The sequence below is a fragment of the Streptomyces sp. NPDC049577 genome, from assembly GCF_040675635.1.
In the GTDB taxonomy this organism is placed as follows: Bacteria; Actinomycetota; Actinomycetes; order Streptomycetales; family Streptomycetaceae; genus Streptomyces.
Genome location: NZ_JBFAPH010000022.1, coordinates 1 through 20,022 on the forward strand (window position 1 = coordinate 1; position 20,022 = coordinate 20,022).

A 20,022-nucleotide genomic window follows, 5' to 3' on the forward strand; every position below is an offset into this window, starting at 1 on the left:
ACACCGAGATGATGCTCGCCGCCGCCGGCGCCCTGGCCGACGTCGTCGCCCAGGACGAACTCAACGCCAACTACATCATCCCCAGCGTCTTCAACGACAAGGTCGCGGGGGCGGTCGCCGGGGCCGTCCGCGAGGCCGCCAAGGCCGCCGGAGCGGCTGTGACGGCCACCACGACCGCCTGACCACGGCGCGTCGAGTGGCGCGGGGCCTCTTGAGCCCCCATAAGGTGTCGGGCAGACATCCGGCCGCAGAAATGCGGCCGCATCCGAGGCTGTGGCGCCGGCCGTGGCGCTTTCCGTGTGACTCTCCAGGGTGCCGGATTGGCTTTCCCGCCACTGGTGGGGGCAGGATGCGTAACCGGGCGCGAGGGTCCGGCAACGGACCCGGGTCCGGGGACTGTCCGAGGGCCCTGGCAGCATCGGCTTCGATCTCACGCCTCATTGGCAAGAAGAACACGGGAGTACAACATGAACCGCAGTGAGCTGGTGGCCGCTCTGGCCGACCGCGCCGAGGTGACCCGCAAGGACGCCGACGCCGTTCTGGCCGCGCTCGCCGAGACCGTCGGCGAGGTCGTCGCCAAGGGCGACGAGAAGGTCACCATCCCCGGCTTCCTGACCTTCGAGCGCACCCACCGTGCCGCTCGGACCGCGCGCAACCCGCAGACGGGCGAGCCGATCCAGATCGCTGCCGGTTACAGCGTGAAGGTCTCCGCGGGCTCGAAGCTCAAGGAAGCCGCGAAGGGCAAGTAAGCCCCGGGCGCTGCGCGCGGCGCCGGACGAAGGGCGGCCACCCCGTACGGGGTGGCCGCCCTTTTGCCACTGGTGAGGCCCTGTCAGGCCGTGAGCGCCGCGTCGGCGCACGAAAAAGCCCGTGTGGACCTTGGACAGGTCCACACGGGCTTCGGCGTTCCAACGGCCCGTCAGGCCCCTTGCGGGGCCCCGGACGGCCCGGCTCAGGAGCCGTTCGGGAGTTCCACCTGCGCACCCAGGCTCTTGAGCTTCTCCATGAAGTTCTCGTACCCGCGGTTGATCAGGTCGATGCCGTGCACCCGGGAGGTGCCCTCCGCCGCCAGCGCGGCGATCAGGTACGAGAAGCCGCCGCGCAGGTCGGGCACGACCATGTCGGCGCCCTGCAGCTTCGTCGGGCCGGAGACGACCGCGGAGTGCAGGAAGTTGCGCTGGCCGAAGCGGCAGGCGGAGCCGCCCAGGCACTCGCGGTAGAGCTGGATGTGGGCGCCCATCTGGTTGAGCGCGGAGGTGAAGCCCAGGCGGGACTCGTAGACCGTCTCGTGGACGATCGACAGGCCCGAGGCCTGCGTCAGGGCCACGACCAGCGGCTGCTGCCAGTCGGTCTGGAAGCCGGGGTGGACGTCCGTCTCCAGCGCTATGGCGTTGAGCGAGCCGCCCGGGTGCCAGAAGCGGATGCCCTCGTCGTCGATCTCGAAGGCGCCGCCGACCTTGCGGTAGGTGTTGAGGAAGGTCATCATCGACCGCTGCTGGGCGCCGCGGACGTAGATGTTGCCCTTGGTGGCCAGCGCCGCGGACGCCCAGGAGGCCGCCTCCAGGCGGTCCGGGAGGGCGCGGTGGTTGTAGCCGCCGAGCTTGTCCACACCGGTGATCCGGATGGTCCGGTCGGTGTCCATGGCGATGATCGCGCCCATCTTCTGCAGCACGCAGATGAGGTCCTCGATCTCCGGCTCCACGGCCGCGTTCGACAGCTCGGTGACGCCCTCGGCCAGCACGGCCGTCAGCAGCACCTGCTCGGTCGCGCCGACCGACGGGTACGGCAGGGCGATCTTCGTACCGCGCAGCCGCTGCGGGGCCTCCAGGTACTGGCCGCCCTCGCGCTTCTCGATCGTCGCGCCGAACTGGCGCAGCACCTCGAAGTGGAAGTCGATCGGCCGGCCGCCGATGTCACAGCCGCCCAGGCCCGGGATGAAGGCGTGGCCGAGCCGGTGCAGCAGCGGGCCGCAGAAGAGGATCGGGATGCGCGAGGAGCCGGCGTGGGCGTCGATGTCGGCGACGTTGGCGCTCTCCACCTTGGACGGGTCGAGGACCAGCTCGCCCTCCTCGTCCCCGGGGCGCACGGCTACGCCGTGCAGCTGCAGCAGTCCGCGCACCACCCGGACGTCGCGGATGTCGGGGACGTTCCGCAGCCGGCTGGGCTCGCTGCCGAGCAGCGCGGCGACCATGGCCTTGGGCACGAGGTTCTTCGCGCCGCGGACACGGATCTCGCCCTCGAGCGGGGTACCGCCGTGGACAAGCAGGACATCGTCAGGGCCGGTCATGGATCTCCGCGTTCCTGGAGTCGGTCAGGGGACAGGAAGAAAGGGTAATGCGATCGCGGACCGGCCAGGCGGGCCCAAGGGCCTTCCTTCCGTGTCATGGGTTTGTCACAACACGCGCTGTATATGGAACGGTCGCTACCGGTTATCGCCGGGGCGGTTCCGGGCCGCGCCCGGTCGCTGCTCTCGTACGCCCCCCGGCCGCTCCGGCCCCTCCGGCGCATCCACTCCCCGCGGCGGCCCGAAATGCGGGATCATGTCGCCATGACCGAGGTGTCCTCGCTCACAGGGCGACTGCTCGTCGCGACACCGGCGCTCACGGACCCGAACTTCGACCGCGCGGTGGTGCTGCTGCTCGACCATGACGAGGAGGGTTCCCTCGGCGTGGTCCTCAACCGCCCGACCCCCGTCGGCGTCGCGGACATCCTGGAGTCCTGGGCCGCGCTGACCGGCGAGCCCGGGGTGGTCTTCCAGGGCGGCCCGGTCTCCCTCGACTCGGCCCTCGGGGTGGGCGTGGTGCCGGGGGAGAACCACGACCACGGCGCCGCCGAGGGCCGCCAGGGCCCGCTGGGCTGGCGCCGGGTGCACGGTGCGATCGGCCTGGTCGATCTGGAAGCCCCGCCGGAGCTGCTGGCCACCGAGCTCGGCTCGCTGCGGATCTTCGCCGGATACGCGGGCTGGGGCCCCGGCCAGCTGGAGGACGAGCTGGTCGAGGGTGCCTGGTACGTGGTGGAGTCCGAGCCCGGCGACGTCTCCTCGCCCGACCCGCGCCGGCTGTGGCGGGCCGTGCTGCGCCGCCAGCGGAACGAACTGGCGATGGTCGCCACCTATCCGGACGACCCGAGCCTCAACTGAGACCGCCCGGCCCCAGTACCCTTGGGTCCCATGAGCACTCTCGAGCCCGAGCGCGGAGCAGGTACCGGCACCCTCGTAGAGCCGACGCCGCAGGTGTCGCACGGCGACGGCGACCACGAGCGCTTCGCCCACTACGTCCAGAAGGACAAGATCATGGAGAGCGCGCTCTCCGGCTCCCCGGTCGTGGCCCTCTGCGGCAAGGTCTGGGTGCCCGGGCGCGACCCCAAGAAGTACCCCGTATGCCCCATGTGCAAGGAAATCTTCGAAGGCATGGGCGCCGGAGGCGACGACAAGGGCGGCGACAAGGGCGGCGACAAGAAGTAGCCGCACCGCCGAGGACCGGGGGTTCGGGGCGGAGCCCCGAAGGAAACGGGGGCGGGTCCGGGGAAGGCTCCCCGCATGGACCTGATCCCCGCCCCCTGCCGGGCCGACACGACCGGGCCCGGCGCCTGCGTCCTCGACGGGACGACCCACCTCGCCGCAGCCCCCGGCACCGAGCACATCGCCCACTGGCTGCGCACAGTCCTCCGCTTACCGCTACCGCCGGGCAGCCCCGGCATCGCACTCCGCGTCGACGGCACCCTCCCCGCCGAGGCCTACCGCCTCACCGCCTCCCCGGAGGGGATCCGGATCACCGGCGGCACCCCCGCCGGCGTCTTCTGGGCCGCCCAGACGCTGCGCCAGCTGCTCGGCCCCGAGGCCTTCCGCCGCGCGCCGGTGCGGCCCGGCGGCGGCTGGAGCGTGCCCCACGTCCACATCGAGGACGCGCCCCGCTTCCCCTGGCGCGGCTTCCTGCTCGACGTCGCCCGGCACTTCATGCCGAAGGACGGCGTCCTCCGGTACGTCGACCTGCTGGCCGCGCACAAACTGAACGTCCTCCACCTCCACCTGACGGACGACCAGGGCTGGCGCCCGCAGATCGAGCGCTACCCCCGCCTCACCGGGACCGGGGCCTGGCGTGCCCGCACCAAGTACGGGCACCGGGCGTCCCCGCTGTGGGACGAACGCCCGCACGGCGGCTTCTACACCCAGGACGACCTACGCGAAATCGTGGCGTACGCCGCAGAGCGGCACATCACGGTCGTCCCCGAGATCGACATTCCCGGCCACTCGCAGGCGGCCATCGCCGCGTACCCCGGACTCGGCAACACCGACGTCGTCGACACCGCCTCGCTCGCCGTGTGGGACACCTGGGGCGTCAGCCCGAACGTCCTCGCTCCCACCGACACCGTCCTCGCCTTCTACGAGAACGTCCTCACCGAGCTCCTCGACGTCTTCCCCTCGCCCTTCGTCCACCTCGGCGGTGACGAGTGCCCCAAGGACCAGTGGCGGGCGTCCCCCACCGCGCGGGCGCGCCGGGCGGCGGAGGGGCTGGCCGACGAGGACGCGCTCCAGGGCTGGTTCACGGCCCACTTCGCCCGCCGGCTCGCCGAACGCGGCCGGCGCCTCGTCGGCTGGGACGAGATCCTGGAGGGCGGCGGCCCCCTGCCGCCCGGCACCGTCGTCTCCTCCTGGCGCGGCCACCGGGGCGGCGTCGCCGCCGCCCGCGTCGGCCACGACGTCGTCATGTGCCCCGAGCAGCAGGTCTATCTGGACCACCGGCAGGCCCCGGGCCCCGACGAGCCCGTCCCCATCGGCTATGTCCGCACCCTGGAGGACGTCTACCGCTTCGAGCCCGTGCCCCCGGAGCTCACCGGGGAGGAGGCCGCGCACGTCCTCGGCGCGCAGGCCAACCTCTGGACCGAGGTGACGGAGGACCAGCAGCGGGTCGACTACCAGGCGTTCCCCCGCCTCGCCGCCTTCGCCGAGACCGTGTGGTCCGCCCTGCCCGCCCCCGCCGGGCGCGACTGGGCCGGCTTCGAGCGCCGAATGGCGGACGCCCACTACGCCCGGCTCGACGCCCTCGGCGTCGCCTACCGCCCGCCCGCCGGCCCGCACCCCTGGCAGCGCCGGCCCGGCGTGCTCGGACGCCCGATCGAGGGCCCGCCCCCGATCGTGTGAGGCCGCACGGAAGGTGACGGCCCGTGTGCCGCGCCCCTGGCACGGTGTCCCTCACACACTGCCGTAAGCCGCCGTAAGCCGCCGTTAAGACCCGCAAGCCGCACAAGGACCCCCAACCATGGCAATACGCCCACAGTGGAGAGAGCTCCACAAGCCGGACCTTGCCGACGGCCCGGGGCGGTCCGGTGGTTGGCCGACCCTCGCGACGGCGGAGCCGGAAGATGTGCCAGAGTTGCCACGTCCGGGCCGACAGCACGTACCGTACGGCGAGACCTGGCGGAACAGTCGGGACCACCGGGGAAGGGGCAGCTGGGTTGACCACGCACGCACCGCAGGCGGCACACACCGTGACGCTGCCGGGCTCGCTCGACGAGGCAGTGGCGGCGCTCGCCGCCATGCCCACAGCCGTGCCCGTCGCGGGCGGCACCGATCTGATGGCCGCCGTCAACTCCGGGCTGCTGCGCCCGGCCGGTCTGGTGGGCCTCGGCCGCATCAGCGAGATCCGCGGCTGGCAGTACCAGGACGGCCACGCCCTGCTCGGCGCCGGTCTGACCCACGCCCGCATGGGCCGCCCCGACTTCGCCGCCCTGATCCCCGCTCTGGCCGCCGCCGCCCGCACCGCCGGACCGCCCCAGATCCGCAACGCCGGCACCCTCGGCGGCAACATCGTCTCCGCCGCACCCACCGGTGACGCGCTGCCCGTCCTCGCGGCGCTGGAGGCGTCCCTCGTCATCGCCTCGCCCGGCGGGATGCGCCGCGAGATCCCCGTCGGCCGGCTGCTGGCCGGCCTGGAGATGCTCCACCCGGCCGAGCTCATCGGCTACGTGCGCGTGCCCCTGCTGCACGCCCCGCAGGTCTTCCTCAAGGCCACCGGCCGCACCGGGCCGAGCCGCGCCATCGCCTCCGTCGCGGTCGTCCTGGACCCGGCCCGGCGCAGCGTGCGCTGCGCGGTGGGGGCCGTCGCGCCCATGCCGCTGCGGCCCTTCGAGGCCGAGCACTGGGTCTCGTCCCTCATCGACTGGGACGGCGAGCGCACCCTTGCCCCCGAGGTGTGCGCCGCCTTCGGCGATTACGTGGCCGCCGCGTGCATCCCCGACCCGGTTCCCCAGGAGCCCGCCCCGGGCGGCCCCGAGCCGGGTACCCTGCCGCCGGCCGTGTTGCATCTCCGTCGTACGGTGGCGACCCTGGCCCGCCGAGCACTGGGGAGGGCACTCGCGTGAGTGACGAACAGCAGAGACACACGCCGCAGTCCGGCGAGGGCGGCTGGCAGCCGATCCCGCGCGGCGGCGAGCTCGACGCGGACGGCACCACGTTCGTCCAGCTGCCGCCCGAGCTGCTCGCGCACCCCGGCACCGGTGGCACGCCCGGCGGCTGGGGTCCCCTGGCCGCGCCCGGCACGGGCCACACGAGCCCGCCTGCGGCGGAGGCCTGGCAGCAGGGCGCGCCGGCGGCCGAGCAGCCGCAGTGGCACGGCCGGCACGCGCAGCACGCGCAGTGGGAGACCCCTGCCGCGCAGTGGTCGGTGCCCGCCGCCGGGGACGACCCGGTGGACGAGTCCGGCGAGTACCCCGTACGGAACACTGCCGAGCCGGCGTCGACGCCGACCGGGCAGTGGACGGTTCCGCAGGCGCAGGAGAGCACGGACGACTGGCCGCAGCAGGCCGTTCCGTCCGCCGGTGCCGACGCCGCGTCGATCGCGTCGTCCGGACAGTGGTCCGTTCCGGTCGGACAGGAGACCGGACAGTGGTCCGTGCCCACCGCGCCGGACGACTCCGGCTGGCCCGCCGCACCCGCGGCCACCGATGTGTCGACCGGACAGTGGCCCGTTCCGGACGCCGCGGACTCTCCCGCCGACGCCGCTGCCGACGCCGCCTCGACCGGGCAGTGGTCCGTTCCGGCCGCGCCGGAGGACGTGCCGGACGACTCCGGTGAGTACGCCCTGCCCGCCGACCACCTGACGGGAGTCACCGGTACGGGCGACAGCCCGGCCGGCGAGTGGACCGCCCACGCGTGGCCGCAGCAGGCCACGGCCGAGCCGGTCGTCCCGCAGCAGGCGCACGAGCCGCACCCGGTCGCCGAGCCGGCCCCGTCCGACCCGGCCGAGGCCCCCGCCGCGGAGGGCTTCCCGGCCCAGCGCGACCCGCACCCGGCGGACCCGCCGCAGGACGCCCCTGCCGCCGGCCCGTCCGTGCCGGCCCAGCAGACCGCCGAAACCGCGCCGGACCACACGCACGCCCCCACCGCCGAGGCCGAACCGGCCCAGCCGGCCCCGTCGGCCCCGTCGCCGTCGCACCAGCCGAACGCCCCCGCCGCCCCGGTCGCCCCGGCCACCGCGGAGGCGGACCAGACGGCCCAGACGGACCAGGCGACCCAGACGGACCAGGCGGCCCAGGCTTTCCCGGCGGAGGCCCCCACCGCGGGCGAGGCCCCCGCCCCGGACGGGACCCCGGCCACCGACGACACGCTCCTGGCCAACCCCCTGACCGAGCACCCCTGCGCCTCGTACGTCCTGCGCGTCAACGGCACCGACCGGCCCGTCACCAACGCCTGGATCGGCGAGTCGCTGCTGTACGTCCTGCGCGAGCGCCTCGGGCTGGCCGGAGCCAAGGACGGGTGCTCGCAGGGCGAGTGCGGCGCCTGCTCCGTCCAGGTCGACGGGCGGCTCGTGGCCTCCTGCCTCGTACCGGCGGCGACCGCGGCCGGCTCCGAGGTCCGCACGGTCGAGGGCCTCGCGGCGGGCGGGCAGCCCTCCGACGTGCAGCGCGCCCTCGCCGAGTGCGGGGCCGTGCAGTGCGGCTTCTGCGTGCCCGGCCTGGCCATGACCGTGCACGACCTCCTGGAGGGCAACCACGCCCCGACCGAGCTGGAGACCCGCCAGGCGATCTGCGGCAACCTCTGCCGCTGCTCCGGCTACCGGGGCGTCCTGGACGCGGTGCGCCAGGTCGTCGACGAGCGCGCCGAGGCGGCCGCGGCACTCGAGGAGGCCGAGCCGGGGCAGCCCGGCGCGGACACGGCGCGCATCCCGCACCAGGCGGGCCCGCACAACGGCGGCAGCGGAAAGGCGACGGCATGACGGGCATGGGCGGCGACATGGGCGCGGCCGGACTGGGGGGCCTCGCCGGCATGACCGGCATGGGCGGCGCGGCGGACGACCCCGGCTCCGTCACCACGACCTCGCTCATCCCGCCCCTCACCGCCGAGCCCCCGCAGCACGGGCTCGGCGTCTCCCTTCCGCCGACCGACGCGGACGCCAAGACCCAGGGCACCTTCCCGTACGCCGCCGACCTGTGGGCCGAGGGACTGCTGTGGGCCGCCGTGCTGCGCTCGCCGCACCCGCACGCCCGCATCCTGGCGATCGACACCACGGCCGCGCAGGCGATGCCCGGCGTCTACGCGGTCGTCACGCACGCCGACGTACCCGGTGACGCCGCCCATGGGCGCGGCGTGGCGGACCGGCCCGTCTTCGCCTGCGACCTGGTCCGCCACCACGGCGAGCCGATCGCCGCCGTGGCCGCCGACCACCCCGACACGGCCCGGCTCGCCGCCGCCGCGATCGCCGTCGAGTACGAGGTCCTGGAGCCCGTCACCGACCCCGAGCAGGCGTTCTCCGCCGAGCCCCTGCACCCCGACGGCAACCTCATCCGCCACATCCCGCTGCGCTTCGGCGACCCGGAGATCACCGGCGAGGTCATCGTCGAGGGCCTCTACCGGATCGGCCGTCAGGACCCGGCGCCCATCGGCGCCGAGGCCGGCCTGGCCGTGCCGCGCCCCGACGGCGGCGTCGAGCTCTACACCGCCTCCACCGACCCGCACGCCGACCGCGACCTGGCGGCCGCCTGCTTCGCCCTGGAGCCCGAGCGCGTCAAGGTCGTCGTCACCGGCGTGCCCGGCGCGATGGGCGACCGCGAGGACTCCGGCACCCAGCTGGCCCTCGGCCTGCTCGCCCTGCGCACCGGCCACCCGGTGAAGCTGGCCGCCACCCGCGAGGAGTCCTTCCTCAGCCACGCCCACCGCCACCCCACGCTCCTGCGCTACCGCCACCACGCCGACGCCGACGGCAAGCTCGTCAAGGTCGAGGCGCAGATCCTCATGGACGCCGGCGCCTACGCCGACCACTCCGCCGACGCCCTGGCCGCCGCCGTCTCCTTCGCCTGCGGCCCCTACGTCGTCCCGCACGCCTTCATCGAGGGCTGGGCGGTGCGCACCAACAACCCGCCCTCCGGCCATGTGCGCGGCGAGGGTGCGATGCAGGTCTGCGCCGCGTACGAGGGCCAGATGGACAAGCTCGCGGCGAAGCTCGGCCTGGACCCGGCCGAGCTGCGCATGCGCAACGTCATGGCCACCGGCGACCTCCTGCCCACCGGGCAGACCGTCACCTGCCCGGCCCCCGTCGCCGAACTCCTGCGGGCCGTCCGCGACGTCCCGCTGCCGGAGGTGCCCGCGGAGGAGGACGAGTGGATCCTGCCCGGCGGCCCCGACGGCGCCGGTGACCCGGCCGCCGTCCGCCGCGGCGTCGGCTACGGCCTCGGCATGGTCCACATGCTCGGCGCCGAGGGCGCCGACGAGGTCTCCACCGCCACCGTGAAGGTCAGCGGCTCCGTCGCCACCGTCATCTGCGCGGCCGTCGAGACCGGCCAGGGCTTCACGACCCTCGCCCGCCAGATCGTCCAGGAGATCCTCGGCATCGAGGAGGTCCACGTCGCCCCCGTGGACACCGACCAGCCCCCGGCCGGCCCGGCCTGCCACGGCCGCCACACCTGGGTCTCGGGCGGCGCGGTCGAGCGGGCCGCGCGCATGGTCCGCACCCAGCTGCTGCAGCCGCTGGCCCACCAGTTCGGCATGTCCACCGAGCTGCTCTCCATCGCCGACGGCAAGATCACCTCGTACGACGGCGTGCTCAGCACGACCGTCGCGGAGGCCCTCGACGGCAAGGAACTCTGGGCCACCGCCCAGTGCCGCCCCCACCCGACCGAGCCCCTCGACGACTCCGGCCAGGGCGACGCCTTCGTCGGCATGGCCTTCTGCGCGGTACGGGTCGTGGTCGACGTCGACGTCGAGCTCGGCTCCGTGCGCGTCGTCGACGTGGCCGTCGCCCAGGACGTCGGCCGCGTCCTGAACCCCCGTCAGGCCCGCACCCGCATCGAGGCCGGCATCACCCAGGGCATCGGCGCCGCCCTCACCGAGAACCTCCGCACCACGGGCGGCCTCGTCCGCCGCCCCGACCTCACCGGCTACGCCCTGCCGACCGCCCTCGACGTGCCGCCCGTGCACATCGTCAAGCTCGTCGAGGAACGCGACGTCGTCGCCCCCTTCGGCGCGAAGGCGATCAGCGCGGTCCCGGTCGTCACGGCCCCGGCCGCGGTCGCCTCGGCGGTCCGCGCGGCGACCGGCCGCCCGGTCAACCGCCTCCCGATCCGGCCGCAGACGGCGGCGATGACGCCGTAACCTGTCCGGGTCGGACAGGCGGATCAGGGGGTGGGCCAGGCGTGGCCGGGGGGCAGACGGACCGTTTGGCGGCGGAGCTGCGCTCGCTGAAGGTCTTCAAGGGGCAGGTCGACGACCTCCTGACCGAGCTGAACGAGGGCGCCGCCGCCCCGGGCCGCGTCGCCGGGGCACGGCTGGGCACGGACCACCTGGGGGCGAACTTCCCGGAGGTCTACGGCCTGTACGGCGCGTACAACGCCCTGCACGCACGGCTGGAGACCCTCGCGGGGCTCCTCTCGGACCAGATCGAGGCGTTGAGCACGGCCGTGCACGGGGCGCGCGTGGGCTACGCGAACGTGGACGCGGAGCTGCGGGAGCGCCTGTGGGCGATCCAGCGCCGCACGAAGGAGCTGTACGCCGCCCCGGCGCCGCCCGACGGGCGCCGCCCCGGCAGCGACGAGGGGAGCATCTGATGGCGACGCCGCCCGTCGGCCCCGTCTCACCGGCGATCAACCAGCCGGTCGGTGGCTTGTTCACCACCTCCGACTTCGAGTCGAAGTCGCACGCGGAGCTCCGGGCGATGGTGGCACACGCGTCGCCCGAGCACGCCACGGAACTGCACCGCAAGCTGGCGCACGTGTCGGAGGCGACCGAGAAGATCGCCACCAGGCTCAGGGAGCACATGGCCGGCGTCCACTGGGAGAGCGACGCCGGCGAGGCGTTCCGCACCTGGGGCTCGGACATGGCCAACGCGACGCTGGGCCTGAGCGATTTCGCCGGCACGGCGGCGACGTGGATGGGCCACGCGGCGGAGACGCTGACGCAGGTCCACCGCCTCATGCCGGAGGTGTCGTCGCCGGACAGCGCCACGCTGGCCGCGTACCACCAGGCCCACCCGGGCCAGGTGGGCGCGGTCCCGCAGCCGCTGGTCTCCGACCAGAGCGGGGGCCTGTCGCAGCCGGGCCCGACGCAGAAGCAGGCGTACGAGGCGCAGCAACGCCTGGAGCACGACCGCCTGGAGGCGGCACGGCTGATGCGCAAACTTGCGGAGTCGTACGCGTGGTCGGCGCACAACATCCAGGGGGCCAAGGCGCCGGTGTTCGCGCCGTTGGAGCCGAGCATGTTGCCTGACCTCAGCGACATCGAGGCCACAAGGCGGATTCCTGACGGGGGTGACGTCGGCGCCTCGCCAGGACCGTCTCCGTTTGCGCACGGGGCGGGTGGGTCGGGCCCGTACGCATCCAGCGTCTATGAGCCTGCGCGCTCGACCGCGCACGATTCCACTCCTCCCCTGGGACATGAGGCCAGGGAGACGTCACCTGGCAGCAGGCTGCCGGATGTGCCGACAACAAGTCGTATCGATGGCGCGGCAACGATGCCTCATGTGCCGGCAGGTGGGCATGGAACCGAACCGCCTCCACTGCCGGGAGGCGGCACCCCGCGGCATACGGTTCCATTGCCACCCCCGCCTGTAGCCCTACCGGCTGATGTGGGACGTGGCGTGCCCGCGGGGCCGGGGCGTGGCGCATCGGGCCCCTCCAGGGGGGCCAATGGCGTTCCCGCCAATGCACTGGGGCGTGTTCCTTCAGGTCGGCCCGGGATCAGCACGCCGACGGGTCGGATTCCCAGTGTGCCCGCGGATGGCATCGTCGGCGGGCGCCCCTCTCCTCGAGGCGCCGGGCAGCCGAATCGATCCCTTCCGAGAGGCACGGTCATCGGTGCCGAGCCCGGACAGGGGTCGAGGCAGGTCGGCAACACAATGGCGCCCGGCTTTGCCGGTGTTCCGGCGGCAGGAGGGTCGGCAGGACGGCAAGGCACGGGGAACGGGAGACGACTCGCGACCGAACCCGGAGGGGTCGTGGGTGGCAGGCCCTCGGGGCAAGGTCGTCAAGGCGCCGACCGTCCTTTTACCCCGGGGGGAACGGGACTGGCGGGAGAGCGCGGTTCCAACTCGGAACACGACCGAGAAGGCCGGCGCCCTGACTATCTCAGCGAAGACGAGCAGACCTGGACCAGTCACCGTCGTGTGGTCCCACCAGTCATCGATTGAGCCCGAGCGACGGCCCTGAAGGACCTCACATGCACAGCACTCAACAACGGCGCGTGAACCGATGGCGGACCGCAGCCACGGTTCTGCTCCTGCTCGGTGCCTTCTGTCCGGAAGCCCGCGCAGACACGGTCCGTTCCCAACAGTGGTACTTGGACGCGATGCGTGCAGACGAGATGTGGAAGACCAGCACGGGGGCGGGGGTCACCGTGGCGGTCGTCGACTCCGGGGTCGCGGATGTACCCGACCTGCGAGGGCAGGTGCTCGAAGGGAGGGACTTCACGGGGCAGCCGGGCTCGGCCCGGACAGACATTGATGGTCACGGCACGCGCATGGCGCTGTTCATCGCCGGTACTGGCCAAGGAGACGGTTCGTTCGGCCTGGCGCCGGGCGTGAAAATCCTTCCGTTGCGTGCCTCGGCTGACCAGGACTTCGCATCGGGTTCCCGCGCTGTGGCATCAGCCATTCGGTACGCGGCCGACTCGAACGCGAAGGTCATCAATATCTCCCTGGCCAGCGCCGGTCAGAGCCCCGAAGAGGACGAGGCCGTTCGCTACGCCGTGAGCAAAGGCAAGCTGATCTTTGCAGGCGTGGGGAACACGGGAGACAAGGGCAACCTCGTGCAGTATCCAGCTGCGACTCCGGGGGTCGTCGGTGTCGCAGCGGTCGATCGTCAGATCAAGGCAACCTCCTGGTCCCAGCACGGCCCGCAAGTGGACCTGGCCGCCCCCGGGGCGGACATGGTGGCGCCCTGTACCGACGGCAGCCCGGGCCTCTGCACAGGCGACGGCACCAGCGACTCCACCGCCCTCGCCTCCGCCTCCGCCGCCCTCCTCTGGTCCGTCCACCCCGAATGGACCGCCAACCAGGTCCTCCGCGTGCTCATCAACACCGCCGGCGGCCCCAAGAGCGGCGAGAAGCGCAGCGACAGCATCGGCTACGGCGTCGTCCGCCCCCGGGTCGCGCTCCAGAGCCCCGGTGACCCGGGGCCGCCGGATGTGAGCCCCCTCCCGGAGTCGGTCGCACCGGTGACCCGGGAGACGGCCGCGCCTCCCGGGGCGCGCACGAAAAGGGCGACCGGCCTCGTCTCCTCGAGCGCCACCCCGATCGCAGCCGGCGCAGTCATCGCATGCATCGCCCTCGCCGTCGGCGCGGGCGTAGCCGTAAGCCGCCGTCGCAGACGGAACGGTTGATCACTCCCCCCGGGGCTTCGTGCGTTCGTTCCACGAGGGCCCGCTCCCCACGGACGGGCCCTGCCGCGACTCTTGGGGGAGAGAGCGCAGCGCACTGGTATGTGGACGTACCCAAGAAGTACGCGACGTTCAACGGGCGGGCCGGGCGCGCCGAATAACTGGATGTTCACCCTCGTCAGCGTTGTCGTCAGGCCGTCGCCGCAGCCGTACCCCCGTCAGTAACCTTGGCCAGAGCATGGACAGGGTGTGACGCGAGGGGCGGGACAGACGACGTGGCCGAACAGACGCCCCACCGCGCGGCAAGCGCCCTGGCACGGGAGGTCGCCGCCCTCCACGAGGGCCGCGGACGGCCCGCCGCCGTCGTGGGGGAGTTCCGGCGCGCCGCGGTGCTGGTGCCGCTCGACGAGCGCGGCGGGCTGTGGACGACCGCGCACGGCGACGTCTGGTGGATCCACGCGTTCACCGACGAGGCGGCGCTGGCCCGGTTCGCCGTCGCACGCGCGGACGGCAGCGGGACGCCACGACCGGACTGGGAGTACGTGTCCGTCCTCGGCGCCCGCCTGCTCGACGTCGTGGTGCCGGCGATCGGCGAACCGGCCGGAGTGGCGCTCGACGTGGGTGGCGACGCCCCGTTCTTCCTGCCGCCCGTGGCGGGAGTCGTGCCGGAGGCCGCGGCACTGAACACGGTCGTGGACGAGCCGCAGGGGGAGGCGCAGTGAGCGGCAACGGGGATCTGCGGGCGAGCGAGGAGTCGCTCGGGCTCATCACCAAGGGTCTGACCGACGCGATCGGAGAGCTCAAGGAGTTCGGCGGAATCGGCGAATCGAGCGCCGGCCGAGGCTTCGGAGCTCTCGCACTCTCCGGAACGGACACGGGACACGACGGCCTGACGAGCGCGTTCAAGGAATTCTGCGAGCGCTGGGAGTGGGGAGTCCGCTCCCTCGTCCACGACGGCAACGAGTTCGCGCGCCGCGTCGGTCTGTCGGCCGGGCTCTACTACGAGCAGGACAAATACGTCGAAGGAACGCTCAAGGTGGTGGCGGCCGGCCTCGTCTCCGATCCGACGCTCGCGGACGAGCAGGCCGAGAAGATGTCCATGGGTGAGATCGCAGACCACAGCTACTTCGCGGACGCCGACTACAGCGGGCAGTCGTTCAAGGACGCCGCCACCGACATGGCGAAGACCGACAGGGCGGTCTACCAGGACACCCGGGAATCCCAAGGCCACGACGGAGCGCTGCGCGCGGCCCTCGAAGCCGCTCGCCGCGAACGGGCCCAGGACAGCGGCGCACCGGGTGCGGGTGACCGCTGAGCATGAGCTTCTTCGACGACATCGGCCACAGCATCAAGAAGGGCGCCGACAAACTCGGCGACGGCGCGGAAGACCTCTATGACGAGGGCAGGAAGAAGCTCGGCGAAGGCGTCAACTGGGTGGCCCACCGGGCCGGTGACGGCCTCGACAAGCTCGGGTTCCACGACGCGGCGAACGTCGCCGACGACCTCGGCGACGAGTTCGCCTCCGGCATGGGCGCCCACGTCGACGAGAAGGAACTCGGCCGGACCGAGGACCCGGACCAGCTCCTTCACGGCAACGTCGGCAACATCCGCAGGACCGCCTCCCATCTGAAGGACTTCTCGGCCGCCTTCGACGGCGTCGGCAAGGGCATGACCGGGCTCGACCCCGGCCACTGGCGGGGAGCGGGCGCCGACGCCTTCCGCGAGAAGTTCGCCATGCACCCACGGCAGTGGGCGTACGCGGCAGACGCCTGCGGGAACGCGTCCAAGGCCCTGGAGACGTACGCGGAGACGGTGGCCTGGGCGAAGGAGAGGGCCAAGGAGGCCATCGGCCTGTACAAGGCCGGCAAGGAGGCGCAGAAGAAGGCCTTCGACACGTACAAGGCGAACGTCGACGCCTACAACAGGGCGGCGGACGCGTACAACGCCGCGCTGCGGCAGGGCCACGACCCGGGCACCCCGCCCGTACCGCCCGGCGAATGCCCCAACGCCGGCGCGGACAAGATGCGGGAGGCCCAGGAGCTCCTGACCGACGCCCGCAAGCAGCGTGACGCCGCTGCCGCCACCGCAGTCGCCGCGGTCAAGGGCGCGTTGAAGGACGCCCCGCAGAAGCCCGCGTTCACCGACCGCGCGAGGATGGACCTCGCGGACGCCAGGACGATCGGCGCGGTCGAGGGGACCCACTTCCTCGGTGGCGTGGCCAAGGGCGCCACGGGGCTCGTCAAGAGTGCCCGTACGGTCCTCCCCCTCGACCCGTACAACGTCACCCACCCGGCGCAGTACGCGACGCACCTCAACAACCTCGCCGCCGGCATGGTGACCCTCGCCAACCACCCGGGGCGGGCCCCTGCCATGCTGCTCGGCGACCAATGGGGCAAGGACAACGCGGAGGCGTCCGGCCGGTTCGGCTTCGACGCCTTCTCCGCCCTGGCCACCGACGGCGGCAGCCTCGGTGCCGCCGCCGGCCGGCGCATGGCCGTCAACAGCGCCACGAAGGGCGCCGAGGAACTGGCCGGCCGGGGAGCGGGACGGGCCGCCACGAGCGCCGAACGCGAGGCCGGTGAGGCGGGCGGGACCAGTGCGGCACGGGCGCAGCATGAGGAGAACCCGAGCAGCGCGGGGCAGTCGGACCAGCAGAAGCCGTGCGGGAACACCGACCCGATCGACCTCGCCACCGGCCACATGTTCCTCTCTCAGACCGACGCCCACCTGCCCGGTGCCCTCCCACTGGCCTTCTCCCGGAGGGTCGGCTCCGCCTACCGGGCGGGTCGCTGGCTGGGCCCCTCCTGGACGAGTACCGCGGACCAACGCCTGGAGATCGACCCCGAAGGCGTGGTCCTGGTCTGCGAGGACGGCCGGCTCCTCGCCTACCCCCACCCGGCCCCCGGTGTCCCGACCCTCCCGACCCACGGCCCCCGCTGGTCCCTGGAGATCGACGCCGGCGGCTCCTACACCGTCACCGACCCGCTGACCGGCCTCACCAGGCACTTCGCGCCCCCGGGCGGTCACCCTGCCCGGCACGGGACCGCCCTGCTGGAGCAGATCACCGACCGCGCCGGCCGCTGGATCACGTACGAGTACGACGCCGACGGCACCCCGCTCGCCCTCGCGCACCACGCCGGTCGCCGCATCCGGATCACCACCGAGGCGGACCGCATCACCGCCCTCCACCTCGTCGGCGCGGGCCCCGGCGAAACGGACGTGGAGCTGATCCGCTACGGCTACACCGACGGCGATCTGACCGAGGTCGTCAACTCCTCCGGTACGCCCCTGCGCTTCACCTACGACGAGCGCCACCGCATGACGGCGTGGACCGACCGCAACGGCCGCGGCTACCGGTACGCGTACGACGACCACGACCGCTGCGTCTTCCAGACGGGCACCGAGGGCCACCTGCGCCACACCTTCGAGTACGGCGCGCCGGACCCCGCCACCGGTCTGCGCGTCACCGCCGTCACCGATTCCCTCGGCCACACCAGCCGCTACACCTTCAACGACCGTTCCCAGCTCGTCGCGGAGACCGACCCCAACGGCGCCACCACGCTCTCCCGATGGGACCGCCGCGACCGGCTGCTCTCCCGCACCGACCCGCTCGGCCGGACCGCCGAGTTCCGGTACGACGGGGACGGCAGGCTGACGGCCGTCGTCCGCCCCGACGGACGCGAGGCCACCGCCTCGCACGACGGCCGTGGCCTCCCGCTGGAGATCACCGGCCCGGACGGCACCGTCTGGCGCCACACCTACGACGCCGACGGCAACCGGGTGTCCACCACGGACCCCACGGGCGCGGTGACGCGCTACGCGTACGACGCGAACGGGCATCCGTCGTCCGTCACGGACGCCCTCGGCAACACCACGCGTCTGCGCTGCGACCGCGCCGGCCTGCCGGTCGAGACCGTCGACCCGCTGGGCGGCGTCACCACCTACCGCCGTGACGCCTTCGGCCGTGTGACGGCCGTCACCGACCCGCTCGGCGCGACGACCCGCATGCGGTGGTCCGTCGAAGGCCGGCTGCTCCAGCGCGTCGAGCCGGACGGCTCCGAGCAGTCCTGGACCTACGACGGCGAGGGCAACTGCACCACGCACACCGACGCGATCGGCGGGGTCACCCGCTACGAGTACACCCACTTCGACCTCCTCGCGGCCCGGACGGGCCCGGACGGCGTGCGGCACGAGTTCACCCACGACACGCAGCTGCGGCTGCGGCAGGTCACCAACCCGCAGGGCCTGATCTGGTCCTACGACTACGACCCGGCCGGCCGCCTCCGCTCGGAGACCGACTTCGACGGCCGGACCCTCGCCTACACCCACGACGCGGCGGGCCGGCTGACCGCCCGGACGAACGCGCTGGGCCAGACGATCGCCTACGAGCACGACGTACTCGGCCGCGTCGTCGCCAAGAACGCCGACGGCGCGGTCACGACGTACGCGCACGACGCGGCGGGCCGTCTGCTGGAGGCCGCCGGCCCGGACGCGACGGTCGTCTACGGCCGCGACCGCCTCGGCCGCGTCAAGTCCGAGACGACCGACGGCCGGACGCTGACGTTCGCGTACGACCGCCTGGGCCGCCGCACGCGCCGCGTGACGCCGGCCGGCGCCGTCAGCACCTGGACGTACGACGCGGCGAGCCGCCGCACGTCGCTCACGGCCTCCGGCCGCGTCTTCGACATCGAACACGACGCTGCGGGCCGCGAGATCGCGCGCCACTTCGGCGACGGGCTGACGCTGTCGCACGAGTGGGACGCGGCGGGCCGCGTCACGGCGCAGTCCCTGACGCTGTCCGGCGCCTCCCTCCAGCGCCGCGACTACACCTACCGCCGTGACGGCTATCTGACGGCCGTCAACGACCGCTCCTTCGAGCTCGACGCGGTGGGCCGGGTGACCGCGGTGACGGCCCCGGACTGGCAGGAACGGTACGCCTACGACGAGACGGGCAACCAGACAGAGGCCGCCTGGCCCACCGGACACCCGGGCGCGGAGGCGCAGGGTCCCCGCGCGTACACGGGCACCCGGCTCACGCACGCGGGCAACGTCCGCTACGAACACGACGCACAGGGCCGCGTAGTCCTCCGCCAGAAGACCCGCCTCTCCCGCAAGCCGGACACCTGGCGGTACGCATGGGACGCCGAGGACCGCCTGACGTCGGTCACGACGCCGGACGGCACGTGCTGGCGGTACGTTTACGACCCTCTCGGCCGCCGGATCGCGAAACGGCGTCTCACTCCTACCGGAGAGACCGCGGAGGAGGTGACCTTCACCTGGGACGGCCCGACCCTGACCGAGCAGACGACGACGTCCGCGGACCTCCCCGACCCGGTGACGCTGACCTGGGACCACGACGGCCTGCGCCCCGTCTCCCAGACGGAGCGAATATCGGCGGCGGACGCCCCGCAGCGCGAGATCGACAGCCGCTTCTTCGCGATCGTCACGGACCTGATCGGCGCGCCGACGGAACTGGTCGACGAGTCCGGCACGACGGCGTGGCGCACGCGCGCCACGGTATGGGGCACGACGACCTGGTCGAGGACGAGCACGGCCTACACGCCCCTCCGCTTCCCGGGCCAGTACTTCGACCCGGAAACGGGCCTCCACTACAACTTCCACCGCCACTACGACCCGGAGACGGCGCGCTATCTGTCCCCGGACCCAATGGGGTTGGAGCCGGCACCGAATCCGGTGGCGTATGTGCACAACCCGTGCACGTGGGCGGACCCGTTGGGGCTGGCACCGGAGGGGTGCCCTAGAGGGGGCGCAGATGGGCCCGCCAACGCGGCCAATGGCGAACGTCTGAGGCAGCAGCTCCGAGAAGAGGCCGGGCCTGTCGGTTCCATTCAAGGAATCGAAGACATCATGGAAAATCCCCAGATCCTGAGCGGGGGTGTTTTGCCTGAGGAGGTGCGTGGCGCCCTGATAGGTGAACGCGGATGGCGGGAGGAAACCTTGGGCCGAGGTGGCCACGCGGGCCAGGGCTGGGTTCTGCGTGAGTACACGGAAGGTGGCGAACCGACGGGAAGAATGCTTCGGTGGCATCCTGGGGGTGGGCATCACGGAGATGGGGCGTACTGGCGTGTGAAGGGCTGGGAGGGTGACCTTGGAGGCGTCATTCGGTGACCGCTAAATATCGCGAAGAGAGGGTCGTTCAGCAAATCCTTCAGGTGACTCGGTTGCTGGCGTCAAATGCGCAGGAACAGGCGGAGTACTTG

At 72.9% G+C, this 20,022-nt stretch carries 14 protein-coding genes and 1 pseudogene; 14 read left to right on the plus strand and 1 reads right to left on the minus strand.

Features of this window, described 5'->3' with window-relative positions; translation table 11 throughout:
* Nucleotides 1–182 (plus strand): annotated as a pseudogene (locus AB0K09_RS04970) (NAD-dependent malic enzyme); the annotation flags it as partial.
* A gap of 285 nt (nucleotides 183–467) precedes the next feature.
* Complete coding sequence (locus tag AB0K09_RS04975; protein ID WP_004951951.1) at nucleotides 468–749, plus strand: HU family DNA-binding protein; 282 nt, start codon at nucleotides 468–470, stop codon at nucleotides 747–749.
* A gap of 203 nt (nucleotides 750–952) precedes the next feature.
* Here the strand turns inward: AB0K09_RS04975 and murA are convergent, their stop codons facing one another.
* Nucleotides 953–2,287, minus strand: a complete 1,335-nt coding sequence (murA, locus tag AB0K09_RS04980; RefSeq protein WP_366063874.1) for a UDP-N-acetylglucosamine 1-carboxyvinyltransferase — start codon at nucleotides 2,285–2,287, stop codon at nucleotides 953–955.
* 261 nt (nucleotides 2,288–2,548) lie between these two features.
* Here murA and AB0K09_RS04985 point away from each other — a divergent pair, with 261 nt between their 5' ends.
* The 12 genes from AB0K09_RS04985 (at nucleotide 2,549) to AB0K09_RS05040 (ending at nucleotide 19,930) form a co-directional block, all read left to right on the plus strand.
* A complete protein-coding gene (locus AB0K09_RS04985) occupies nucleotides 2,549–3,139 on the plus strand; it encodes a YqgE/AlgH family protein (protein ID WP_366063875.1) in 591 nt (196 codons plus the stop codon).
* A 30-nt stretch (nucleotides 3,140–3,169) separates the two neighbouring features.
* Complete coding sequence (locus AB0K09_RS04990; RefSeq protein ID WP_366063877.1) at nucleotides 3,170–3,463, plus strand: DUF3039 domain-containing protein; 294 nt, start codon at nucleotides 3,170–3,172, stop codon at nucleotides 3,461–3,463.
* 75 nt (nucleotides 3,464–3,538) lie between these two features.
* Nucleotides 3,539–5,140: a beta-N-acetylhexosaminidase gene (locus tag AB0K09_RS04995; RefSeq protein ID WP_366063878.1), complete on the plus strand. Its 1,602-nt coding sequence runs from the start codon at nucleotides 3,539–3,541 to the stop codon at nucleotides 5,138–5,140.
* Between the two features lie 314 nt (nucleotides 5,141–5,454).
* Nucleotides 5,455–6,360: an FAD binding domain-containing protein gene (locus AB0K09_RS05000; protein WP_366063879.1), complete on the plus strand. Its 906-nt coding sequence runs from the start codon at nucleotides 5,455–5,457 to the stop codon at nucleotides 6,358–6,360.
* Nucleotides 6,357–8,213 carry a 2Fe-2S iron-sulfur cluster-binding protein gene (locus AB0K09_RS05005; protein WP_366063880.1) on the plus strand — a complete coding sequence of 619 codons (1,857 nt, stop codon included), beginning with the start codon at nucleotides 6,357–6,359 and terminating at the stop codon, nucleotides 8,211–8,213. The genes AB0K09_RS05000 and AB0K09_RS05005 overlap by 4 nt, the downstream gene beginning before the upstream one ends.
* Before the next feature lie 59 nt (nucleotides 8,214–8,272).
* A complete protein-coding gene (locus tag AB0K09_RS05010; RefSeq protein ID WP_366063901.1) occupies nucleotides 8,273–10,585 on the plus strand; it encodes a molybdopterin cofactor-binding domain-containing protein in 2,313 nt (770 codons plus the stop codon).
* Nucleotides 10,586–10,626: 41 nt separating this feature from the next.
* Nucleotides 10,627–11,037, plus strand: coding sequence for a hypothetical protein (locus tag AB0K09_RS05015; protein WP_366063881.1), 411 nt, complete (start codon nucleotides 10,627–10,629; stop codon nucleotides 11,035–11,037).
* The gene (locus AB0K09_RS05020) at nucleotides 11,037–12,614 is read left to right on the plus strand and encodes a hypothetical protein (RefSeq protein ID WP_366063882.1); all 1,578 of its coding nucleotides are present in this window, start codon (nucleotides 11,037–11,039) and stop codon (nucleotides 12,612–12,614) included. Before AB0K09_RS05015 ends, AB0K09_RS05020 begins: the two co-directional genes overlap by 1 nt.
* 29 nt (nucleotides 12,615–12,643) lie before the next feature.
* Nucleotides 12,644–13,804, plus strand: coding sequence for a type VII secretion-associated serine protease mycosin (gene mycP / locus AB0K09_RS05025; protein WP_366063883.1), 1,161 nt, complete (start codon nucleotides 12,644–12,646; stop codon nucleotides 13,802–13,804).
* Between the two features lie 272 nt (nucleotides 13,805–14,076).
* The gene (locus AB0K09_RS05030) at nucleotides 14,077–14,523 is read left to right on the plus strand and encodes an SseB family protein (protein ID WP_366063884.1); all 447 of its coding nucleotides are present in this window, start codon (nucleotides 14,077–14,079) and stop codon (nucleotides 14,521–14,523) included.
* Nucleotides 14,520–15,116 carry a hypothetical protein gene (locus tag AB0K09_RS05035; protein WP_366063885.1) on the plus strand — a complete coding sequence of 199 codons (597 nt, stop codon included), beginning with the start codon at nucleotides 14,520–14,522 and terminating at the stop codon, nucleotides 15,114–15,116. The genes AB0K09_RS05030 and AB0K09_RS05035 overlap by 4 nt, the downstream gene beginning before the upstream one ends.
* Nucleotides 15,117–15,118: 2 nt before the next feature.
* Nucleotides 15,119–19,930 (plus strand): putative T7SS-secreted protein, encoded by a 4,812-nt coding sequence (locus AB0K09_RS05040; protein ID WP_366063886.1) that lies wholly within the window; start codon nucleotides 15,119–15,121, stop codon nucleotides 19,928–19,930.
* Nucleotides 19,931–20,022 lie beyond the last annotated feature (92 nt).

Bases quoted from the DNA above. Each gene is read 5' to 3' on its own strand.
- AB0K09_RS05020 (WP_366063882.1), top strand. From the start codon at position 11,037: ATGGCGACGCCGCCCGTCGGCCCCGTCTCACCGGCGATCAACCAGCCG.
- mycP (WP_366063883.1), top strand. From the start codon at position 12,644: ATGCACAGCACTCAACAACGGCGCGTGAACCGATGGCGGACCGCAGCC.
- AB0K09_RS04990 (WP_366063877.1), top strand. From the start codon at position 3,170: ATGAGCACTCTCGAGCCCGAGCGCGGAGCAGGTACCGGCACCCTCGTA.
- AB0K09_RS05010 (WP_366063901.1), top strand. From the start codon at position 8,273: ATGGGCGGCGCGGCGGACGACCCCGGCTCCGTCACCACGACCTCGCTC.
- murA (WP_366063874.1), bottom strand. From the start codon at position 2,287: ATGACCGGCCCTGACGATGTCCTGCTTGTCCACGGCGGTACCCCGCTC.
- AB0K09_RS04995 (WP_366063878.1), top strand. From the start codon at position 3,539: ATGGACCTGATCCCCGCCCCCTGCCGGGCCGACACGACCGGGCCCGGC.
- AB0K09_RS05040 (WP_366063886.1), top strand. From the start codon at position 15,119: ATGAGCTTCTTCGACGACATCGGCCACAGCATCAAGAAGGGCGCCGAC.
- AB0K09_RS04985 (WP_366063875.1), top strand. From the start codon at position 2,549: ATGACCGAGGTGTCCTCGCTCACAGGGCGACTGCTCGTCGCGACACCG.
- AB0K09_RS04975 (WP_004951951.1), top strand. From the start codon at position 468: ATGAACCGCAGTGAGCTGGTGGCCGCTCTGGCCGACCGCGCCGAGGTG.